General features: G+C 54.8%; 19 protein-coding genes and 1 tRNA gene. 8 read left to right on the top strand and 12 right to left on the bottom strand.

Annotated elements, in window-relative coordinates; genetic code table 11:
* Positions 1–4 precede the first annotated feature (4 nt).
* The 9 genes from CNE01S_RS07215 to CNE01S_RS07255 form a co-directional block, all read right to left on the bottom strand.
* Positions 5–97, bottom strand: a tRNA-Ser gene (locus tag CNE01S_RS07215).
* A 300-nt stretch (positions 98–397) separates the two neighbouring features.
* Complete coding sequence (gene csrA / locus CNE01S_RS07220; RefSeq protein ID WP_008458257.1) at positions 398–583, bottom strand: carbon storage regulator CsrA; 186 nt, start codon at positions 581–583, stop codon at positions 398–400.
* A 245-nt stretch (positions 584–828) separates the two neighbouring features.
* Positions 829–3,456, bottom strand: coding sequence for an alanine--tRNA ligase (gene alaS / locus CNE01S_RS07225; RefSeq protein WP_061274694.1), 2,628 nt, complete (start codon positions 3,454–3,456; stop codon positions 829–831).
* Positions 3,457–3,595: 139 nt separating this feature from the next.
* Positions 3,596–4,111 (bottom strand): regulatory protein RecX, encoded by a 516-nt coding sequence (locus CNE01S_RS07230; RefSeq protein WP_061274696.1) that lies wholly within the window; start codon positions 4,109–4,111, stop codon positions 3,596–3,598.
* Positions 4,112–4,337: 226 nt separating this feature from the next.
* Positions 4,338–5,402 carry a recombinase RecA gene (gene recA, locus CNE01S_RS07235; protein WP_061274698.1) on the bottom strand — a complete coding sequence of 355 codons (1,065 nt, stop codon included), beginning with the start codon at positions 5,400–5,402 and terminating at the stop codon, positions 4,338–4,340.
* 85 nt (positions 5,403–5,487) lie between these two features.
* Entirely contained in the window at positions 5,488–5,997 is a 510-nt protein-coding gene (pncC, locus tag CNE01S_RS07240) for a nicotinamide-nucleotide amidase (protein WP_061274700.1), read from the bottom strand.
* Between the two features lie 133 nt (positions 5,998–6,130).
* On the bottom strand, positions 6,131–7,009 hold the full coding sequence (locus CNE01S_RS07245; RefSeq protein ID WP_061274702.1) for a metal ABC transporter substrate-binding protein: 879 nt from the start codon (positions 7,007–7,009) through the stop codon (positions 6,131–6,133).
* The gene (locus CNE01S_RS07250) at positions 7,006–7,890 is read right to left on the bottom strand and encodes a metal ABC transporter permease (protein WP_061274704.1); all 885 of its coding nucleotides are present in this window, start codon (positions 7,888–7,890) and stop codon (positions 7,006–7,008) included. Before CNE01S_RS07250 ends, CNE01S_RS07245 begins: the two co-directional genes overlap by 4 nt.
* The gene (locus CNE01S_RS07255; protein WP_061274706.1) at positions 7,887–8,582 is read right to left on the bottom strand and encodes a metal ABC transporter ATP-binding protein; all 696 of its coding nucleotides are present in this window, start codon (positions 8,580–8,582) and stop codon (positions 7,887–7,889) included. Before CNE01S_RS07255 ends, CNE01S_RS07250 begins: the two co-directional genes overlap by 4 nt.
* Positions 8,583–8,983: 401 nt before the next feature.
* On the opposite strand from CNE01S_RS07255, the gene srlA reads away from it, so the two are divergent.
* From srlA to gutQ, 7 genes are all read left to right on the top strand, one after another.
* A complete protein-coding gene (srlA, locus tag CNE01S_RS07260) occupies positions 8,984–9,532 on the top strand; it encodes a PTS glucitol/sorbitol transporter subunit IIC (RefSeq protein WP_008458272.1) in 549 nt (182 codons plus the stop codon).
* Between the two features lie 9 nt (positions 9,533–9,541).
* Positions 9,542–10,510, top strand: coding sequence for a PTS glucitol/sorbitol transporter subunit IIB (srlE, locus tag CNE01S_RS07265; RefSeq protein ID WP_061274708.1), 969 nt, complete (start codon positions 9,542–9,544; stop codon positions 10,508–10,510).
* An 11-nt stretch (positions 10,511–10,521) separates the two neighbouring features.
* A complete protein-coding gene (gene srlB, locus CNE01S_RS07270) occupies positions 10,522–10,884 on the top strand; it encodes a PTS glucitol/sorbitol transporter subunit IIA (protein WP_061274710.1) in 363 nt (120 codons plus the stop codon).
* Between the two features lie 29 nt (positions 10,885–10,913).
* Positions 10,914–11,693, top strand: a complete 780-nt coding sequence (gene srlD, locus CNE01S_RS07275; protein ID WP_038479503.1) for a sorbitol-6-phosphate dehydrogenase — start codon at positions 10,914–10,916, stop codon at positions 11,691–11,693.
* 60 nt (positions 11,694–11,753) lie between these two features.
* Positions 11,754–12,113 carry a transcriptional regulator GutM gene (gene gutM / locus CNE01S_RS07280; RefSeq protein ID WP_061274712.1) on the top strand — a complete coding sequence of 120 codons (360 nt, stop codon included), beginning with the start codon at positions 11,754–11,756 and terminating at the stop codon, positions 12,111–12,113.
* A gap of 68 nt (positions 12,114–12,181) precedes the next feature.
* Positions 12,182–12,967, top strand: coding sequence for a glucitol operon DNA-binding transcriptional repressor SrlR (srlR, locus tag CNE01S_RS07285; RefSeq protein ID WP_061274714.1), 786 nt, complete (start codon positions 12,182–12,184; stop codon positions 12,965–12,967).
* Positions 12,948–13,913 carry an arabinose-5-phosphate isomerase GutQ gene (gene gutQ / locus CNE01S_RS07290; protein ID WP_061274716.1) on the top strand — a complete coding sequence of 322 codons (966 nt, stop codon included), beginning with the start codon at positions 12,948–12,950 and terminating at the stop codon, positions 13,911–13,913. Before srlR ends, gutQ begins: the two co-directional genes overlap by 20 nt.
* Before the next feature lie 39 nt (positions 13,914–13,952).
* Here the strand turns inward: gutQ and mltB are convergent, their stop codons facing one another.
* Entirely contained in the window at positions 13,953–15,035 is a 1,083-nt protein-coding gene (gene mltB, locus CNE01S_RS07295; RefSeq protein ID WP_061274719.1) for a lytic murein transglycosylase B, read from the bottom strand.
* 94 nt (positions 15,036–15,129) lie between these two features.
* Complete coding sequence (gene trpS / locus CNE01S_RS07300) at positions 15,130–16,149, bottom strand: tryptophan--tRNA ligase (RefSeq protein WP_061274721.1); 1,020 nt, start codon at positions 16,147–16,149, stop codon at positions 15,130–15,132.
* A gap of 277 nt (positions 16,150–16,426) precedes the next feature.
* On the opposite strand from trpS, the gene CNE01S_RS07305 reads away from it, so the two are divergent.
* Positions 16,427–17,098 carry an HAD family hydrolase gene (locus CNE01S_RS07305; protein WP_096753954.1) on the top strand — a complete coding sequence of 224 codons (672 nt, stop codon included), beginning with the start codon at positions 16,427–16,429 and terminating at the stop codon, positions 17,096–17,098.
* A 203-nt stretch (positions 17,099–17,301) separates the two neighbouring features.
* Here CNE01S_RS07305 and CNE01S_RS07310 read toward each other — a convergent pair whose 3' ends face one another.
* Positions 17,302–18,342, bottom strand: a complete 1,041-nt coding sequence (locus CNE01S_RS07310) for a TerC/Alx family metal homeostasis membrane protein (protein ID WP_061274723.1) — start codon at positions 18,340–18,342, stop codon at positions 17,302–17,304.
* Positions 18,343–18,434: the final 92 nt, after the last annotated feature.

Raw genomic sequence — 18,434 nt, forward strand, 5'->3', positions numbered from 1 at the left:
AAAATGGCGGTGAGGCGGGGATTCGAACCCCGGATGCAGCTTTTGACCGCATACTCCCTTAGCAGGGGAGCGCCTTCAGCCTCTCGGCCACCTCACCACACACGCCTCTTTCGAGTGCTTCGAGTTACTCGTAAGAGCTTCTCGTCGCTGCGTGGCGCACATATTACTTTCTGGGACTTATAAGTCAAACAATTTTTCCCTACTCGCTATCGATTGCACAAATCACACTCGATTAGCGTAATTTGGAGACAAAAAGAGTGTTTTATCAACAGGCAAACGGCGATAAACGTGCAGAAACGACCCGACGATAAACGAAGTAAAAGGAGTATTAACTGGAGATAGAAAGGAAACGGCAGGAGAGGTGCGCCTCGCTGTAACCCAGCGAGACGCGATATCTTTAGAAATTCGTTTGTTGGGATTTTTCAGCCTGGATACGTTGGTAGATCTCTTCGCGGTGCACAGAGACTTCTTTCGGGGCGTTAACACCAATACGGACCTGGTTGCCTTTTACCCCAAGCACAGTCACGGTCACCTCATCCCCAATCATAAGGGTCTCACCAACTCGACGAGTCAGAATTAACATTCTTTGCTCCTTGAAAGATTAAAAGAGTCGGGTCTCTCTGTATCCCGGCATTATCCATCATATAACGCGAAAATGTAGCGGATGACAAATAGATAAAACGCACTCTGTCATAGCATTACACTCTGTTATATCTAAGTTTAGCCGATATACACAACTTCAACCTGACTTTATCATTATTGATAGTGTGTAAATGTTAGTACGCCATAACTGAGAACAGTTATGGCGCAATACACTTTTAGTTATTTTCAGAGTTTTGCCGTAACCCAGGCTTCAACACCGGCTAATGCGCCCGGCAGTGCCGCCGCATCTGTACCACCGGCCTGAGCCATATCAGGACGACCGCCCCCTTTGCCGCCAACCTGCTGTGCAACCATCCCCACCAGTTCCCCCGCCTTGACGCGGTCGGTCACATCTTTGGAGACACCAGCAATCAGAGACACTTTCCCTTCTGCCACGGTGGCCAGAACAATCACGGCGGAGCCAAGCTGATTTTTCAGGTCATCGACCATAGTGCGCAACATCTTAGGCTCGACGTTGCTCAGCTCGCTTACCAGTAATTTAACGCCTTTTACTTCAACCGCTTTGCTGGAGAGATTTGCGCTCTCCTGCGAAGCCTGCTGTTCTTTCAACTGCTGCAGTTCTTTTTCCAGCTGGCGGGTACGTTCCAGTACCGAACGCACTTTCTCGTTCAGGTTCTGGCTGTCGCCCTTCAGCAACTGAGCAATGTCGTGCAACTGGTCGCTTTGCGCATGGAGATTAGCCAGTGCGCCTTCGCCGGTCACAGCTTCAATACGACGCACGCCGGCCGCCGTGCCTGATTCCGCAACGATGCGGAACAGACCGATGTCACCTGTACGAGAAGCGTGAGTACCGCCACACAGTTCGGTGGAGAAGTCACCCATGCTCAGAACGCGCACGTGGTCATCATATTTCTCACCGAACAGCGCCATTGCGCCCTTCGCTTTCGCCGCTTCGAGATCCATCACCTTGGTTTCGACAGGCAGGTTACGACGAATTTGCGCGTTGACGATATCTTCTACGGCGCGGATTTCTGCCGACTTCATCGCTTCAAAATGAGAGAAGTCGAAACGCAGGCCTTTATCGTTTACCAGAGAACCTTTCTGAGCAACGTGAGTGCCCAGAACCTGGCGCAGCGCAGCATGCAGAAGGTGCGTTGCGGAGTGGTTCAAGCGAATGCGAGCGCGACGGGCTTCGTCAACTTTCGCCTCAACGCTGTCGCCCACTTTCAGCACGCCGGTAACCAGCTTGCCCAGGTGACCGATTGCCTGGCCGTATTTCTGGGTGTCGTTGACCGCGAAGTCGACGCCGTTACCTTTAACGGTACCTTTATCGCCAACCTGGCCGCCAGACTCACCGTAGAATGGCGTTTCGTTCAGCACAACGACCGCATCCTGACCCGCAGTCACCTGGTCAACGGACTTACCGTCAACGAACAGCGCGACCACTTTCGCATTCAGATCGAGGCTGTCGTAGCCTTTAAATTCAGAAGCAGAATCCACGCGGATCATGCTGTTGTAGTCTGCACCAAAACCGCTGGACTCACGCGCACGACGGCGCTGCTCTTCCATTGCGGCTTCAAAGCCCGCCTCGTCAACTTTAATGTTGCGCTCGCGGCAAACGTCAGCCGTCAGATCCACCGGGAAGCCGTAGGTGTCATACAGGCGGAAAGCGGTTTCGCCATCCAGCGTGTCGCCCTTCAGCTTCGCCAGCTCGTCGTCCAGCAGCGCCAGGCCGCGTTCCAGCGTACGGGCAAACTGCTCTTCTTCGGTTTTCAGAACCTGCTCAACCAGCGCCTGCTGTTTGGCCAGCTCTTCGCCCGCAGAGCCCATGACTTCGACTAATGGACCTACCAGCTTATAGAAGAAGGTGTCTTTCGCGCCCAGCATGTTGCCGTGACGAATAGCGCGACGAATGATGCGGCGCAGGACGTAACCACGGTTTTCGTTAGAAGGCGTTACGCCGTCCGCAATCAGGAACGCACATGAACGAATGTGGTCCGCAATAACACGCAGGGATTTGTTCGACAGATCTGTTGCGCCGGTCATTTCGGCAACGGACTGAATCAGCTTTTTGAACAGGTCGATGTCGTAGTTGGAGTTCACGTGCTGCAGCACGGCCGCAATACGCTCCAGACCCATGCCGGTATCTACAGAAGGTTTTGGCAATGGCAGCATCGTGCCGTCGATCTGACGGTTGAACTGCATGAACACGATGTTCCAGATCTCAATGTAGCGATCGCCGTCTTCTTCAGGGCTACCCGGAGGGCCGCCCCAGATGTGATCGCCGTGATCGTAGAAAATCTCGGTGCACGGACCGCAAGGGCCGGTGTCGCCCATCTGCCAGAAGTTATCGGATGCAAAGGCTGCGCCTTTGTTATCGCCGATGCGAATAATACGCTCGCGCGGCACACCGACTTCTTTTTCCCAGATCTCATAGGCTTCGTCATCGGTTTCGTAGACGGTCACCCACAGGCGCTCTTTCGGCAGCGCGAACCAGTTTTCACCGGTCAGCAGTTCCCAGGCAAAGTTGATCGCATCGTGTTTGAAATAGTCGCCAAAGCTGAAGTTACCCAGCATTTCGAAGAAGGTATGGTGACGTGCGGTGTAACCGACGTTTTCCAGATCGTTGTGCTTGCCGCCTGCGCGGACGCAACGCTGAGACGTTGTGGCGCGGGAATAGTTACGTTTGTCGAGACCCAGGAAGACATCCTTGAACTGGTTCATCCCGGCATTGGTAAACAGCAAAGTCGGATCGTTGTTCGGGACCAGGGAGCTGCTCGCTACAACCTGGTGGCCTTTACTATGGAAAAAATCGAGAAACGCCTGACGGATCTCAGCGGTGCTCTTGCTCATAATTATCCTGGAATCAAGCTAACGAAGAGTTGTAAAGCTGCCATGACGGCCGTAACGCGGACGGCTCAGGCCAGCTTACCTGGAAAAAAGTGGGAATAAGATAAGTTTTCTGGCGTGGGAAGTAAAATCCAGTGTGGCCCTAATCAGCAAAATTTCGCCAGATCTCCTGAATGTCTTCCATAAAGAAGCCACGATAGAGAAGAAAACGCTGCACTTTCGCCTTCGCTTGCCACTCCGTCGGCAGCGGCGAGCCAAACTTTCGTTCGGCCAGCTCACGCGCCAGCGGCTGCCAGTCAATTTCACAGGCCATCATCGCCGACTCACCAATAGTCCGTTCTATGCCCTTTTGCTTCAGTTCCTGACGAATACGCTGGGGCCCGTAACCTTTTCGACTACGGCTGGCAATAAAGCGTGACGCAAACTGCACATCGTCCAGCCAGCGGTGTTCGTAACACCAGGCAATCACCTTATCGATATCCTCCTGCGTTATCTCGGGTTCATCCTCTTTAGCAAATTTGGCCGCAAAGGCAGAAGGCGTTGCCAGTTTACGGCGCAGCTCGTGTTCGCTGTGGTCACGCATGGCAAGAATACGGGTGGCCTTATCTAAAAGGCGGGCGAAAGGACTGCGGCGGGGAGAAGCGGTGTTATCGGACATAAGGTCGTGTGGCAAAGATCGATATCAGGGAGGGAGAAAGTACAAAGGGCCGCGTTTGCAGCCCTTTGTATTGATGACAAACAGCCGAAAAACGTGGTTTTCGACTGTTTGGGGTAAACCAGAGAACATTATTCATTGTTTTTATTAGACCTGAGTTCGGAATTTTTTAGAGCAATGAACATTGTCAGCAGTCTCAAGGGCCGCGTTAGCGGCCCTTTGTATTTTTTTAGAAGTCTTCGTTGGTTTCGACCGCGTCTTCGTTGTGGTCATCTACCGTGAAGTCTGGCGTGCTGTCCTGGTTATTCAGCAGCATTTCGCGCAGTTTCTTCTCAATTTCTTCCGCCATCGGCTTGTTCTCTTTCAGGAAGTTGCTGGCGTTTGCCTTTCCCTGACCGATTTTTTCGCCGTTGTAGCTGTACCATGCACCCGCTTTTTCAATCAGCTTGTGCTTCACGCCCAGGTCAACCAGCTCACCGTAGAAGTTGATGCCTTCGCCGTAGAGGATCTGGAACTCAGCCTGTTTAAATGGCGCAGCAATTTTGTTTTTCACTACCTTCACGCGGGTTTCGCTACCGACGACGTTTTCGCCATCCTTCACTGCACCGATACGACGAATGTCGAGACGGACAGATGCGTAGAATTTCAGTGCGTTACCGCCGGTCGTGGTTTCCGGGTTACCAAACATCACGCCAATTTTCATACGGATCTGGTTGATGAAGATCAGCAGCGTGTTGGACTGCTTCAGGTTACCCGCCAGCTTACGCATCGCCTGGCTCATCATACGTGCCGCAAGGCCCATGTGAGAGTCGCCGATTTCGCCTTCGATTTCCGCTTTCGGCGTCAGCGCCGCAACGGAGTCAACGATGATGACGTCAACCGCACCGGAACGTGCCAGCGCATCACAGATTTCCAGCGCCTGCTCACCGGTATCCGGCTGGGAACACAGCAGGTTGTCAATATCAACGCCCAGTTTTTTAGCATATACCGGATCCAGCGCGTGCTCGGCATCGATGAACGCACAGGTTTTACCGCTACGCTGCGCGGCAGCAATAACCTGCAGGGTCAGCGTCGTTTTACCGGAAGATTCAGGCCCGTAGATTTCTACGATACGACCCATTGGCAGGCCGCCTGCGCCCAGCGCGATGTCCAGAGAAAGTGAACCGGTAGAGATCGTTTCCACGTCCATGGAGCGGTCTTCACCCAAGCGCATGATGGAGCCTTTACCAAATTGTTTTTCAATCTGGCCCAGTGCTGCCGCTAACGCCTTCTGTTTGTTTTCGTCGATAGCCATTTCTACTCCTGTCATGCTGAGTGATGCGATGATTCGCAGCCCCGCGTTCTCAATACTGTTTCGTTGAGGCAATTATACTGTACAGTCATACAGTATCAAGTTTATTTTTTAGAAAATCGTCCCACAGGCTCTGCAGGGCGAATTCCGTGGCCTGGCGGCGGACGGCATCGCGGTCGCCGTCAAAGCGCTGCACTTTTGCCAGCGTTCTGCCATGCTTATCCGCAAAACCAAACCACACCGTACCGACCGGTTTTTCAGGCGTGCCGCCATCTGGTCCGGCGATACCGCTGACAGAAACCGCATAATCCGCTTTCGCGGCGGCAAGCGCACCTTGCGCCATCTCAAGCACCACGCCTTCGCTGACGGCACCATAGGCTTCCAGCGTCAGCGCATTTACGCCGATCAGCTGATGCTTGGCTTCGTTGCTGTAGGTCACAAAGCCTCGCTCAAACCAGGCTGAACTCCCCGACACGTCGGTAATGACTTTCGCTATCCAGCCGCCGGTACAGGACTCTGCGGTGGTCACGGTGGCCCCAAGCTGCCCGAGGGCATTCCCTACCCGCTTGCTTAGCTCAAACAATGCGCTGTCTGTCATGCTGGCTCCGATTGTAGACATATCATTACCCAACACGATAGCACTTTACGGGCGTTGCAGGGGATTACATCAGGATGCTCGGGAAGGATTCCAGAAATGAAACGGCCAGCGAAAGCTGGCCGGAGGGAGAGGACTATTTCATGCTGTTGGCGATGGTGTTCACGTTGTGCTTGAACGCCATTTCGTAGGTGCTTGCCGGGCCGCCAGGGCCTGAAAGCGCCTCAGGATAAAGCTCACCGCCAGGCTTAGCGCCGGTCGCGCTGGCAATTTGTTTCACCAGGCGTGGGTCGGTCTGGTTTTCGATGAAATAGGTAGAGATGTGTTCCTCTTTCAGCTGTTTAATCAGGGAGGCAACATCGCTGGCGCTGGCCTGGGCTTCGGTAGAAAAGCCCACCGGTGCCAGGAACGTCACGCCATAAGCCTCGCCAAAGTAACCGAATGCATCATGGCTGGTCAGAACTTTGCGTTTAGTCTGCGGTACGTCCGCAAATCGTTTTTTCGCCCAGCCGTCTAGCTGCTTCAGGCGTGCCGCATAGCCGTCACCGCTTTTACGGATCGCCGCTGCATCCTGTGGGTCGGCTGCAACCAGCGCCGCGGTGATATTTTCCGCGTAGGTTGCCCCGTTTGCCGCACTGTTCCACGCATGTGGGTCAGTAATCGATTTGCCGTCTTCTTCCATGCTGCGGGTGTTAATCCCCTGTGAAGCGACGATAACTTTGCCTTTGTAGCCGGACGCCGTCACCAGGCGATCCATCCACCCTTCCATGCCTAATCCGCTCACAATCACCACATCCGCGTTACGCAGCGCGACGCTGTCTTTCGGCGAGGGTTCAAAGCTATGCGGGTCGCCATCCGGCCCCACCAGGCTGGTGACTTTAACGTGGTCGCCGCCAACCTGTTTCGCCATGTCGGCCAGCACCGTAAAACTTGCCACTACATTCAGCGTTTTCGCTGCAGCCATCTGGCTGGAGAGCGCCAGAGCCAGCGCAATACCAATCCCTAAACGTTTCATTTAACCCCCTTTATGATTGCCAATTTCCTACGCAGCAGGCTCCCTGCAAGCACGCTGCGCGGTCCGAAAAGTATTGAGATGAAGAATGCGACGCTCGCGGTGAGCACAATGGCCGGCCCGGCGGGTAACGAGGCGTAGAAAGACCAAACCAGCCCTATCCAGGCGCAAATCAGCCCACAGACTACGGCAAGCGCGATCGAACCCGGCAATGTCTTAGCCCAGCAGCGCGCGGCAATGGCGGGCAGCATCATGAGGCCAACGGACATTAATGTGCCGAGGATCTGAAAACCGGCGACCAGGTTAAGTACCAGCAGCGCCAAAAACGTGCCGTGGATCAGCGACGGCAGCAGCCGGTTGTTGACCTGTAAAAAGCTGCGGTCAAACGACTCCATCACCAGCCCGCGATAAAGCAGCGCCAGCGCAATCAGCGTCACGCTCGCAATCAGGCCCACAAACTTAATGGCCTCGCCATCAACGGCGAGAATCGAGCCAAACAGGAGGTGCAGCAGGTCAACGCTTGAACCGCGCAAAGAAATCAACGTTACGCCGAGCGCCAGCGAGCCAAGGTAGAATCCGGCAAAACTGGCATCTTCTTTTAGCGGCGTTCGGGCGCTAACCCAGCCGGAAAGCAAAGCGACCAGCACGCCGGCGACAAAACCCCCGACGCCCATCGCCACCAGCGACATGCCGGCAACCAGATAGCCCACGGCAACGCCGGGCAAAATGGCGTGAGAAAGCGCATCCCCCACCAGGCTCATGCGGCGCAGCAGGAGAAAAATGCCAAGCGGAACGGTGCTCAGGGAAAGCGACAGGCAGGCCACCAGCGCCCGGCGCATAAAACCGTAGGCTACAAAGGGCTCAATAAAGAGGTGATAAATCATGCGGTTTGTACCAGCCGTGGGCGAAAGGAAGCGTATTGCGCTAAGGCTTCGTCGGCGTTACCCCACTGGTAACCATCCGACGTGAGCAGCAAGACTTCAGGAAAATGGCGACGCACCAGCTCGTTGTTATGCAGCACGCTGATGAGCGTCTTGCCATCCCGATGCATCTGGCACATCAGTTCCATCAAAAATTCGCTGGTCTGCGCATCCACGCCGGTGAACGGCTCATCAAGCAGCACCAGCGGCGCGTCCTGAACCAGCAGGCGGGCAAACAACATGCGCTGAAACTGCCCCCCGGAGAGCACCTCAATCGGGCGCAGGTAATGCTCACTTAAGCCAACGCGCTCAATTGCGTTCATCACGCGTTCGCGGTGCTTACGGTGCAGGCCAGAAAACAGCCCACGCCCCGGCCAACTTCCCATGCAAACCACGTCATAAACCGTGGCGGGAAACTGCCTGTCCATTTCACCCAGTTGCGGCAGCCAGGCAATACGCGGCCGGGCATCGTCCTGAAAGTTTACGCTACCGGAAATTGGCGGCAGCAGCCCGGCTAAGGTTTTTAACAGCGTCGATTTACCGCAGCCGTTGGCCCCTATCACCGCGGTCATGCTGCCCCTCTTAAAGTGGCCGCTAATAGCCGACACAACCACATTGCCGTAGTAGCCCAGCTCAAGGTTCTTCAATTCGATCATGGCAGGATGACCGCCCAGTGAATGGCGCCCCATAAAACGAGGATCAGCAATGCCACAAGGGCCACGCGCAGCAGCCCGGAAAGGCTGAATAAGGAAGAGGGAGCAACAGCAGACATACCGGCACCAATATTGTTTCGTTATAACATAACATAATCTACCGAGCCGACCTTGTAAATTTCTGTTTTACACCTCGGGATAAACGAACCCTCAATCGACCTCTTTTTCACCCTCCAGTCAGCAAAGCAAAAGTTTCACCGATTCTTTTACACCCCAAAATCTTTCAAACCGATAGTTTTATATTTCACAATGAGATCCAAATAACATATTTACAGGTTTCAAAATGATTAATATGAGCTATCACCGGGATCAACGGTGAGCACATAACCCTACAGGAGCTAAAAATGATCGACATGATTACCCACGGGGCGGAATGGTTCATTGGCCTGTTTCAGAAAGGCGGTGAGGTCTTTACCGGCATGGTGACCGGCATTCTTCCTCTGCTGATAAGCCTGCTGGTAATAATGAACGCGCTGATTAACTTCATCGGCCAGCACCGCATTGAACGCATGGCGCAACGCTGCGCCGGCAACCCCGTATCGCGTTACCTCTTGCTTCCCTGCATAGGCACCTTTGTGTTTTGCAACCCAATGACGCTAAGCCTTGGCCGCTTTATGCCTGAGAAGTACAAACCGAGCTATTACGCAGCCGCATCGTATAGCTGCCATTCGATGAACGGTTTGTTTCCCCACATCAACCCCGGCGAGCTATTTGTTTATCTGGGGATAGCCAGCGGGTTAACGACGCTAGGCCTGCCGCTGGCGCCGCTCGCTGTGAGCTATCTGCTGGTCGGGCTGGTCACCAACTTCTTCCGCGGCTGGATAACCGATCTCACCACCTCCATTTTCGAGAAAAAAATGGGCATCGAGCTGGAACGCCAGGTACGTCTCTAAGGAAAAATCATGACTCAAAGCATTCGTATTGAAAAAGGCCAGGGCGGATGGGGTGGCCCGTTGATTATCCCGGTCGACCCGAGCAAGAAGATCGTATACATCACCGCGGGGACGCGCCCGGCAATAGTGGATAAGCTCAGTGAAATGAGCGGCTGCGAGGCAGTAGACGGTTTTAAAGACGGCGAACCTCCAGAAGCCGATATTGCCATGGCGATCATCGACTGCGGCGGCACGCTGCGCTGTGGGCTCTACCCTAAACGGCGTATTCCGACGATTAATATCCATGCAACCGGAAAATCCGGGCCAATGGCGCAATACATCGTGGAGGATATTTATGTCTCAGGCGTCAGGGAAGAAAACATCACCTGGGCCCAGGGCGAACCGCAGGTCGGGCCGGAAAAAGCCCCGGCACGCGACTACGACACCAGCAAAAAAATTACCGAACAAAGCGACGGCCTGCTGGCAAAAGTGGGCATGGGAATGGGCTCCGCCGTCGCCGTGCTGTTCCAGGCCGGGCGCGACACTATCGATACGGTTCTGAAAACGATCCTGCCTTTTATGGCGTTCGTTTCGGCGCTGATTGGCATCATCATGGCTTCCGGGCTGGGCGACTGGATTGCGCATGGCCTGGCTCCGCTTGCCAACAATCCTGTCGGCCTGATTACCCTCGCACTGATTTGTTCGTTTCCCCTACTTTCACCTTTCCTCGGCCCGGGCGCGGTCATCGCGCAGGTTATCGGCGTGTTGATTGGCGTGCAGATTGGTCAGGGGCATATCCCGCCTCACCTGGCGCTGCCCGCGCTGTTTGCGATTAATGCCCAGGCCGCCTGCGATTTTATTCCGGTTGGCCTGTCGCTGGCTGAAGCCAGGCAGGACACGGTGCGCGTCGGCGTTCCTTCCGTGCTGGTCGGGCGTTTTCTAACGGGCGCGCCTACCGTGCTTATCGCCTGGCTGGTGTCCGGCTTCATCTATCAATAAGGAAGCACATCATGCAAACCATTTACCAGACCACCATCACCCACATTGGCCGCTGCGCGCGCGAAGCGCTGGAAGACAACATGCTGATTACCTTTCGGGAAGGCGCGCCGGCAGATATTCAGGATTACTGCTTTATCCACTGCCACGGCGAACTCACCGGCAAGCTTAAGCCGGGCATTGGTTTTGAACTTAACGGCCAGCATTACTCCGTCACCGCCGTCGGGGACGCCGCGCAGCAGAATTTGCAGGAGCTGGGGCACATCACCCTGCGCTTCGACGGCGAGGCGCAGGCGGAATACCCGGGCACCGTTCACGTCAACGGCCCGCTGCCGCAGGGCATTGAGCCGGGCTGCCAGCTGAAGTTTGTCGCATAAATATTGTCTTTAAACAAAAGGAGCAAAACATGAATCAGGTTGCCGTTGTCATCGGTGGAGGGCAAACGCTCGGGGCGTTTCTCTGCCATGGGCTGGCCCAGGAAGGCTACAAAGTCGCCGTGGTGGATATCCAAAGTGAGAAAGCCGCCCGCGTGGCGCAGGAGATAAACGAGCAGTATGGGCCAGGCACCGCCTGGGGATTTGGCTCTGACGCCACCAGCGAGCAAAGCGTTACCGCCCTGGCCCACGGCGTGGATGAGATTTTCGGCCAGGTCGACCTGCTGGTTTACAGCGCGGGCATCGCCAAAGCGGCGTTTATTGGCGATTTCGCGCTGGGGGATTTTGATCGTTCGCTGCAGGTAAACCTGGTGGGTTACTTCCTTTGCGCCAGAGAGTTCTCACGCCTGATGATCCGTGACGGCATTAAAGGCCGCATTATCCAGATCAACTCTAAGTCCGGCAAAGTGGGCAGCAAGCATAACTCCGGCTACAGCGCGGCGAAGTTTGGCGGCGTGGGGCTGACGCAGTCTTTAGCGCTGGATCTGGCGGAATACGGCATCACGGTGCATGCGCTGATGCTGGGTAACCTGCTCAAGTCGCCGATGTTCCAGTCGCTGCTGCCGCAGTACGCGGAAAAGCTCGGCATCGCCGCTGACGAAGTGGAGCAATACTACATCGACAAAGTCCCCTTAAAGCGCGGCTGCGACTACCAGGACGTGCTTAACACGCTGCTGTTCTACGCCAGCGATAAAGCCTCTTACTGTACCGGGCAGTCGATAAACGTCACCGGCGGGCAGGTCATGTTTTAAACATCAGGTCACCGGTTCCCCCTTCTTTTCGAGAATGGGGGAACCCAGGGAGTAAACAGCATGATAAACGCCCTTATCGCCCTCGCAACGATCGCGTGGCTAAGCCAGTTACTGCTCGGCGGCTGGCAGATTCGCCTGTTTAACCGGGCCTTTGACCGGCTCTGCCGACAGGGCGCCGTTGGCATCGGCCGCTCGTCCGGGCGTTTCAGGCCTCGGGTGGTGATAGCCCTGGCGTTTGACGAACAGCAGAACGTTCGCGACAGCCTGATAATGAAAGGCCTGACGGTATTCGCGCTGCCACAGCCTTTATCTCAGCTACACGGGATGAATCGGCAGGAATTGCAGCCTGATGTGATCTTTCCCCATGATCGGAACTGTCAGAATGCTCTATCATTAGCGCTTAAATTGAAACAGGGTTAATTTCGTTTCGAATGCTTATTGCTTGCGAAATTACCGAATCGAAATTTATTGCAAGGTAATAAGAGCCTATGAAACCACGTCAGCGACAGGCGGCGATCCTCGAACACCTGCAAAAACAGGGAAAATGCTCGGTAGAAGATCTCGCGCAGCACTTTCAAACCACCGGCACCACGATCCGTAAAGATCTGGTGCTGCTCGAAACTGCCGGGACCGTTATTCGCACCTATGGTGGCGTAGTGCTCAGCAAGGACGAACCCGATCCGCCCATTGACCACAAAGCGCTGATCAATACCGAGCAAAAACAGCAAATCGCCGATGCGGCGGTCAAGTATATCCACGACGGCGACTCCATTATTCTTGACGCGGGCAGCACCGTATTACAGATGGTGCCGCTGCTCCAGCGCTTCAATAACATCACGGTGATGACCAACAGCCTGCATATCGTCAACGCGCTGTCCGAGCTGGATAACGAACAAACCATCCTGATGCCCGGCGGCACCTTCCGTAAGAAATCGGCCTCGTTTCACGGCCAGCTGGCGGAAAACGCCTTCGAGCACTTCAGCTTTGACAGGCTGTTTATGGGCACCGATGGTATCGATCTCAACGCCGGGGTCACGACCTATAACGAGGTTTATACCGTCAGCAAAGCGATGTGTAATGCCGCGCGCGAAGTGATTCTGATGGCCGACTCCTCAAAGTTTGGTCGTAAAAGCCCGAACATCGTCTGCGGCCTGGAAAGCGTCGATACCATTATCACCGACAGCGGCATTAGCCATGAATTCCTCACCGCGCTGCGCGAAAAGGGCGTGAAAGTGATTGTCACCGGAGAAGAAGATGAATCAGCGAATGATTAACGCGGCACGAGAAACCCTGCTGCTGGAGTTACAGGAAGCGAGCCGCCTGCCGGACAGACTTGGAGAGGATTTTGTTGCCGCAGCCAATGCCGTGCTCACCTGCCAGGGGAAAGTGATTGTCTCCGGTATGGGCAAATCCGGGCATATCGGCAAGAAAATCGCCGCCACCTTTGCCAGTACCGGCACACCAGCCTTCTTCGTTCACCCCGCTGAAGCCTTACACGGCGATCTGGGGATGATCGAAAGCCGCGATATCCTGTTGTTTATCTCCTATTCAGGCCATGCGAAAGAGCTGGATTTAATTATTCCTCGTCTGCAGGAAAAGGCCGTGACGTTGATTGCGATTACCGGCAAAGCTCAGTCGCCGCTGGCGAAAGCGGCCTTTGCCACGTTGGATATTTCAGTAGAGCGTGAAGCCTGCCCGATGCGCCTTGCGCCGACGTCCAGCGCGGTGAATACGTTAATGATGGGGGATGCGCTGGCGATGGCCGTCATGCAGGAGCGCGGCTTTGACGAAGAGGATTTTGCCCGCTCACACCCTGCCGGTGCGTTAGGCGCCCGCTTGTTAAACCGGGTTCATCACCTGATGCGAACCAACGAGCAGCTACCTCAGGTGGCGGACAGCGCCTCCGTAATGGACGCCATGCTGGAGCTAAGCCGCACGGGGCTGGGGCTGGTTGCCGTCTGTGACAAAACGCAGCAAGTAGCGGGCGTCTTTACCGATGGTGACCTGCGCCGCTGGCTGGTGGGTGGTGGCAAGCTGGAAGCCGGCATCACAGAAGCTATGACGAAGAATGGCACGGTGCTGAACGCTGAAACCCGGGCGATTGACGCCAAAGAAATGCTAATGAAAAAGCGCATTAGCGCGGCACCGGTGGTGGATGAAAACGGCCGGCTGCTGGGAGCGATTAACCTGCATGATTTTCATCAGGCAGGCATTTTATAGTCCGTGCTTATCGCCCTCAAACGAGGGCGATAAAATCACTTATTGAACGCGGGCTAGCGCCACGGCCTGCCCTAATTGCCACACCGCCATCGCATAATGGGTGCTGTGGTTGTAGCGGGTAATGGCGTAGAAGTTCGGCAGCCCGTACCAGTACTGATAACGGTCGCCCATATCCAGGCGCAGCAGGCTCACTTCCTGATGATTGCCCAAAGAGCCCTGCGGGCTCAAGCCGGACTGGCCAAGTGCCGCAACGGAGTATTTGGTGTTGAAGCCGTTAGCCAGCCCCGGTACCTGGCCGTTAGCCGGAACGGCAACCATGTCGCCCTTCTCCCAGCCGTGGGCTTTGAAGTAGTTCGCCACGCTGCCGATAGCATCTTCCGGGTCCCACAGATTCACGTGGCCGTCGCCGTTGAAGTCCACCGCGTACTCTTTAAATGAGGACGGCATGAACTGCCCGTAGCCCATTGCCCCGGCGAAGGAGCCTTTCAGCGCCAGCGGATCGTCCCCTTCATTACGCGCCATTAGCAGGAAGGTTTCCAGTTCACCCGCAAAGTATTGCGCGCGGCGCGGATAGGCAAAGGCAAAGGCAAGCGTAGCCAGGGCATCAACAATGCGCGTTTTCCCCATCACTCGGCCCCAGCGGGTTTCAACCCCGATAATCCCGACGATGATCTCCGGCGGCACGCCATAAACCTGGTAAGCGCGGTTCAGCGCAGACTCGTACTGATTCCAGAACTTAACGCCGTTTTGCACGTTATCCGGCGTGATAAATTTACCACGGTAGCGTAACCACGCCCCGTTCGGCCCTGCAGGCGGCGCCGTCGTCGGTGCCTGCTGATCCATCAGGCGCAGCACATAGTCCAGACGTTTAGCCTGGGACAACACTTCATGCAGTTGGCGACGGTCGAAACCATGGTCATTCACCATTTTGTCGATGAATTTCTCTGCTTCCGGGTTGTTAGCGAAGTCCCCGGTTTGCATAAAGACATCGTGCTGCGGCTGCAGCAGGAAACCGCCAGACGGCGTGCCGCTGGTTTGCTGCTGTTCGGCGGTTTTCGGCTTACTGCTACAGGCGGAGAGTAAAACCAGCATAGGAAGAAGTGCTGCGGCTGAATAACGCATCTGATGGGCTGTCCCTGTGAATGTTCGCGAAAGTTTCGCAATAATGGTAATCCATAATCACTCATCTGAGTATGCCTCTCGCGCCCTTCTGCCTTTAAAATAACACCGGAAGACCAAGCGCACGTTTCACTTCATCGGCCGTTTGCTGCGTCAGCGTTCGCGCTTTTTCACTCCCGGCCTTAAGCACCTCAAGCAAATACGCTTTATCCTCGATAAAACGATTCCGCCGCTCTCTGATTGGCGCCAGCAGGTTTTGCAGGCAAGTTTCCAGCTCATTTTTACACTGCCGGTCGCCAAGCCCACCACGCTGATAGTGCTCCTTCATCGCCGCCACTTGCTCTTTGTCTTCATGGAATGCATCCAGATAGGTGAACACCACGTTACCTTCGACTTTTCCCGGGTCGTTGACGCGCAGATGATCCGGGTCGGTAAACATGGCGCTCACCGCCAGGTGAATCTGCTGTTCGCTGGCGGAAAGGGTGAGCGTATTGCCCAGGGATTTTGACATTTTGGCGTTGCCGTCAACGCCAGGCAGGCGGCTGACCGGGCTAAGCAGCGCTTTGCAGCTGGTTAATAGCGGCGTCGCCGTCAGGCTATTCATCTTATGCACGATTTCATTGGTCTGTTCGATCATAGGCAGTTGATCGTCCCCCACCGGCACCAGGCTGGCTTTAAAAGCGGTGATATCGGCAGCCTGGCTTATCGGGTAAACAAGGAATCCGGCAGGCAGAGAGCGGGCAAAACCCTTCTGCGCAATCTCGCTTTTTACCGTCGGGTTTCTTTCTACGCGAGCGACGGTCACGATGTTCATATACAGCATGGTGAGTTCGGCCAGCGCAGGCAGCGAGGATTGCAGGCAGATAGTCGTTTTCTGCGGGTCAATGCCTACCGCCAGATAGTCCGCCATCACCTCCAGAATATTACCGGCAACCTTTTCAGGACGACTGCCGTTGTCGGTTAATCCCTGAAGGTCGGCGACCAGAATGTACTGCTGGTGCTGATGTTGAAGCTGAACGCGCTGGCGGAGTGAACCGACATAATGCCCAAGATGAAGCTGCCCGGTTGGGCGATCGCCGGTAAGAATGGTTTGCTGCAAAGGGTGTGAACTGTTCATGAATGCCTCCTGAGGCTGATAAATCTGGCCGGAGGGCGAACGGATAAAACCAAATAGCCGCCTTCCGGCGGCTATTAGAAAAGGGTGAACGAATTCCTGCCGCCTCTAAAGAGACAGCCACCAGCGGGTAACGATAAAGGCGGTGTGTTTTCTGTTCATTGCGCTACCCTACCACATTTCGCAGTGGTTTCCGTAGTGGGATTTAAAAGTTTATAATTTCACTATCGTTCGCAAGATCCCCTCGCGACGTACAGATAAAAGGGAAATTTGGGAAACTATGGTTGTTATGAATGATCCTTCGCCTGGCGTACTGTCGGTTTTCGATTTTGACGGCACGCTGACCCATAGCGATAGCTTTGTCCCGTTCCTGCGGTTTGCCTTCGGGCGCAGAACCTTTGCGCGCAAAATGATGCGCATGGTCTTACCTACGCTCAAATGCCTGCGTCGGAAGCTGACCCGTGATGAATTAAAAGAAGTGCTGATTTCAACCTTCTTAACCGGCGTCAACGAGCAGTGGGTTAAAGAGAAAGCCGAAGTTTATTGCGCGAAAAACTTCGAAAAAATGATGCGTCCCCGTGGACTGATGGCGGTTGCCGCAGAGCTGCGTTCTGGTGCCGAAGTGACGCTGTGTTCCGCGTCGCCGGCCATCGTGCTGCAACCGTTCGCCGAACGCCTGGGCGTAAAGCTTATTGGCACTCAGCTTGAAGTGATTGATGGCATGCTGACAGGCCGCATTAACGGCCATAACTGCCGCTGCGATCAGAAAATTCAGCGGCTGGAGCAGGTTTATGGCCCGCTCAACCAGCTGCATTTGCGAGCCTGGGGGGATTCAAGAGGGGATTATGAACTGCTGACCGCAGCCAGGGATTACCACTGGCGCCACTTCCATCGTTCCTGGTCTCGCCGTAGCTCACCTATCGAAAGATTACGCCTCGACAAACATCTTTGAGTCAGGTGAACAAGACGCCATCACCCGAAGGAGTCAGACTGCTGACATACCTCTGACGAAAGAAGAAATGCCAGACGGCTCGTCAAAAAACAGGAAAATCAATTTATTGATTTTCGGCTGATAGCCACAAAGAGGGAAAAACCACGTTTTTTCCCTCTTTGTCAGCAACCTAACGCCTTCGCCTGAAGGCGTCCTTCAATTGCTTAGTTCTTGCTGTCGCTTGATTCGGCTTTCGCCGGAAACATCACGCTGAGAATGATACCCACGGCCAGCACGCCCAACACGACGTACAGGCTGGCGGTGGCCGAAATGCTATAGCCGTGATGCCAGATGTGTTCGCTGGCATTAAGCCCAAGCTTAACGGCGATAAAGAACAGCAGCACCACCACCGCTTTTTCCAGGTGAACGAGATACTGTTTTAACGCTTCCAGTACGAAATAGAGCGTACGCAAGCCAAGTATCGCGAACATCATTGCGCTGTAGACGATAAGCGGTTCGCGGCTGACGGCAATAATGGCCGGGACGGAATCAAAAGCAAACATCACGTCAGAAAGCTCAACCACCGCCACGCACAGCATCAGCGGCGTAGCATAAAGCGCGGCTTTTTTGACTCGCCCAACGGTGATGGCCTGGTTTTCTGGCTTCTCCAGCTCCCGGTCGACTTCGGCCTGGCTAAGCAGAAACTTGCGCCCGGCAAGCTTTGGCCAGATAGGGAAAAAGCGTTTTACCAGCCGATAAGCCAGATGCTGAGAGTAATCCTCAACTTCGTCTTCCCCATCGTTGCCTTTGAGCATCATTACCGCCGTCCACGCCACAATTAGCGCAAACACGATTTCAACATAAGGCCCCAGCGACAGCAGCCCCGTGCCGATAGCCACAAAAATGCCTCTGAAAACAATCGCCCCGATAACGCCCCAGTACAGCACGCGGTGCCGGTAGCGGTCCGGAATACCAAACCAGGCAAAAATCGCCATCATCACAAACAGGTTATCGACCGAAAGCACCTTCTCAAGCGCGTAGCCGGTGACAAACAGGCTGGCGACTTCCGCCCCGTGATGAAGATATAAAAAACCGGCAAAAAGCATTGCCACTGCAACCCAGAACACCGACCACAATGCGGCACTTTTTAGCGAGATGGGCTCGTCTTTGCGGTGCATAAAGAGGTCGATGAAAATGGCCCCTACCGAGAGCGCAAGAAATACCGCTACCGTTTCGGTCGGGAAACCAATATGTGTAGATACCATGTTTTATCCTTCAGGAATGACGGAGGCGGTTTCGGGGGATCCGGTCGCCGCCTCACTCCATTCAGGATAAGACCTTCAGGCAAAAATGGTAT

This window comes from Cedecea neteri NBRC 105707 = ATCC 33855 (genome assembly GCF_001571265.1).
Lineage (GTDB): Bacteria > Pseudomonadota > Gammaproteobacteria > Enterobacterales > Enterobacteriaceae > Cedecea > Cedecea neteri.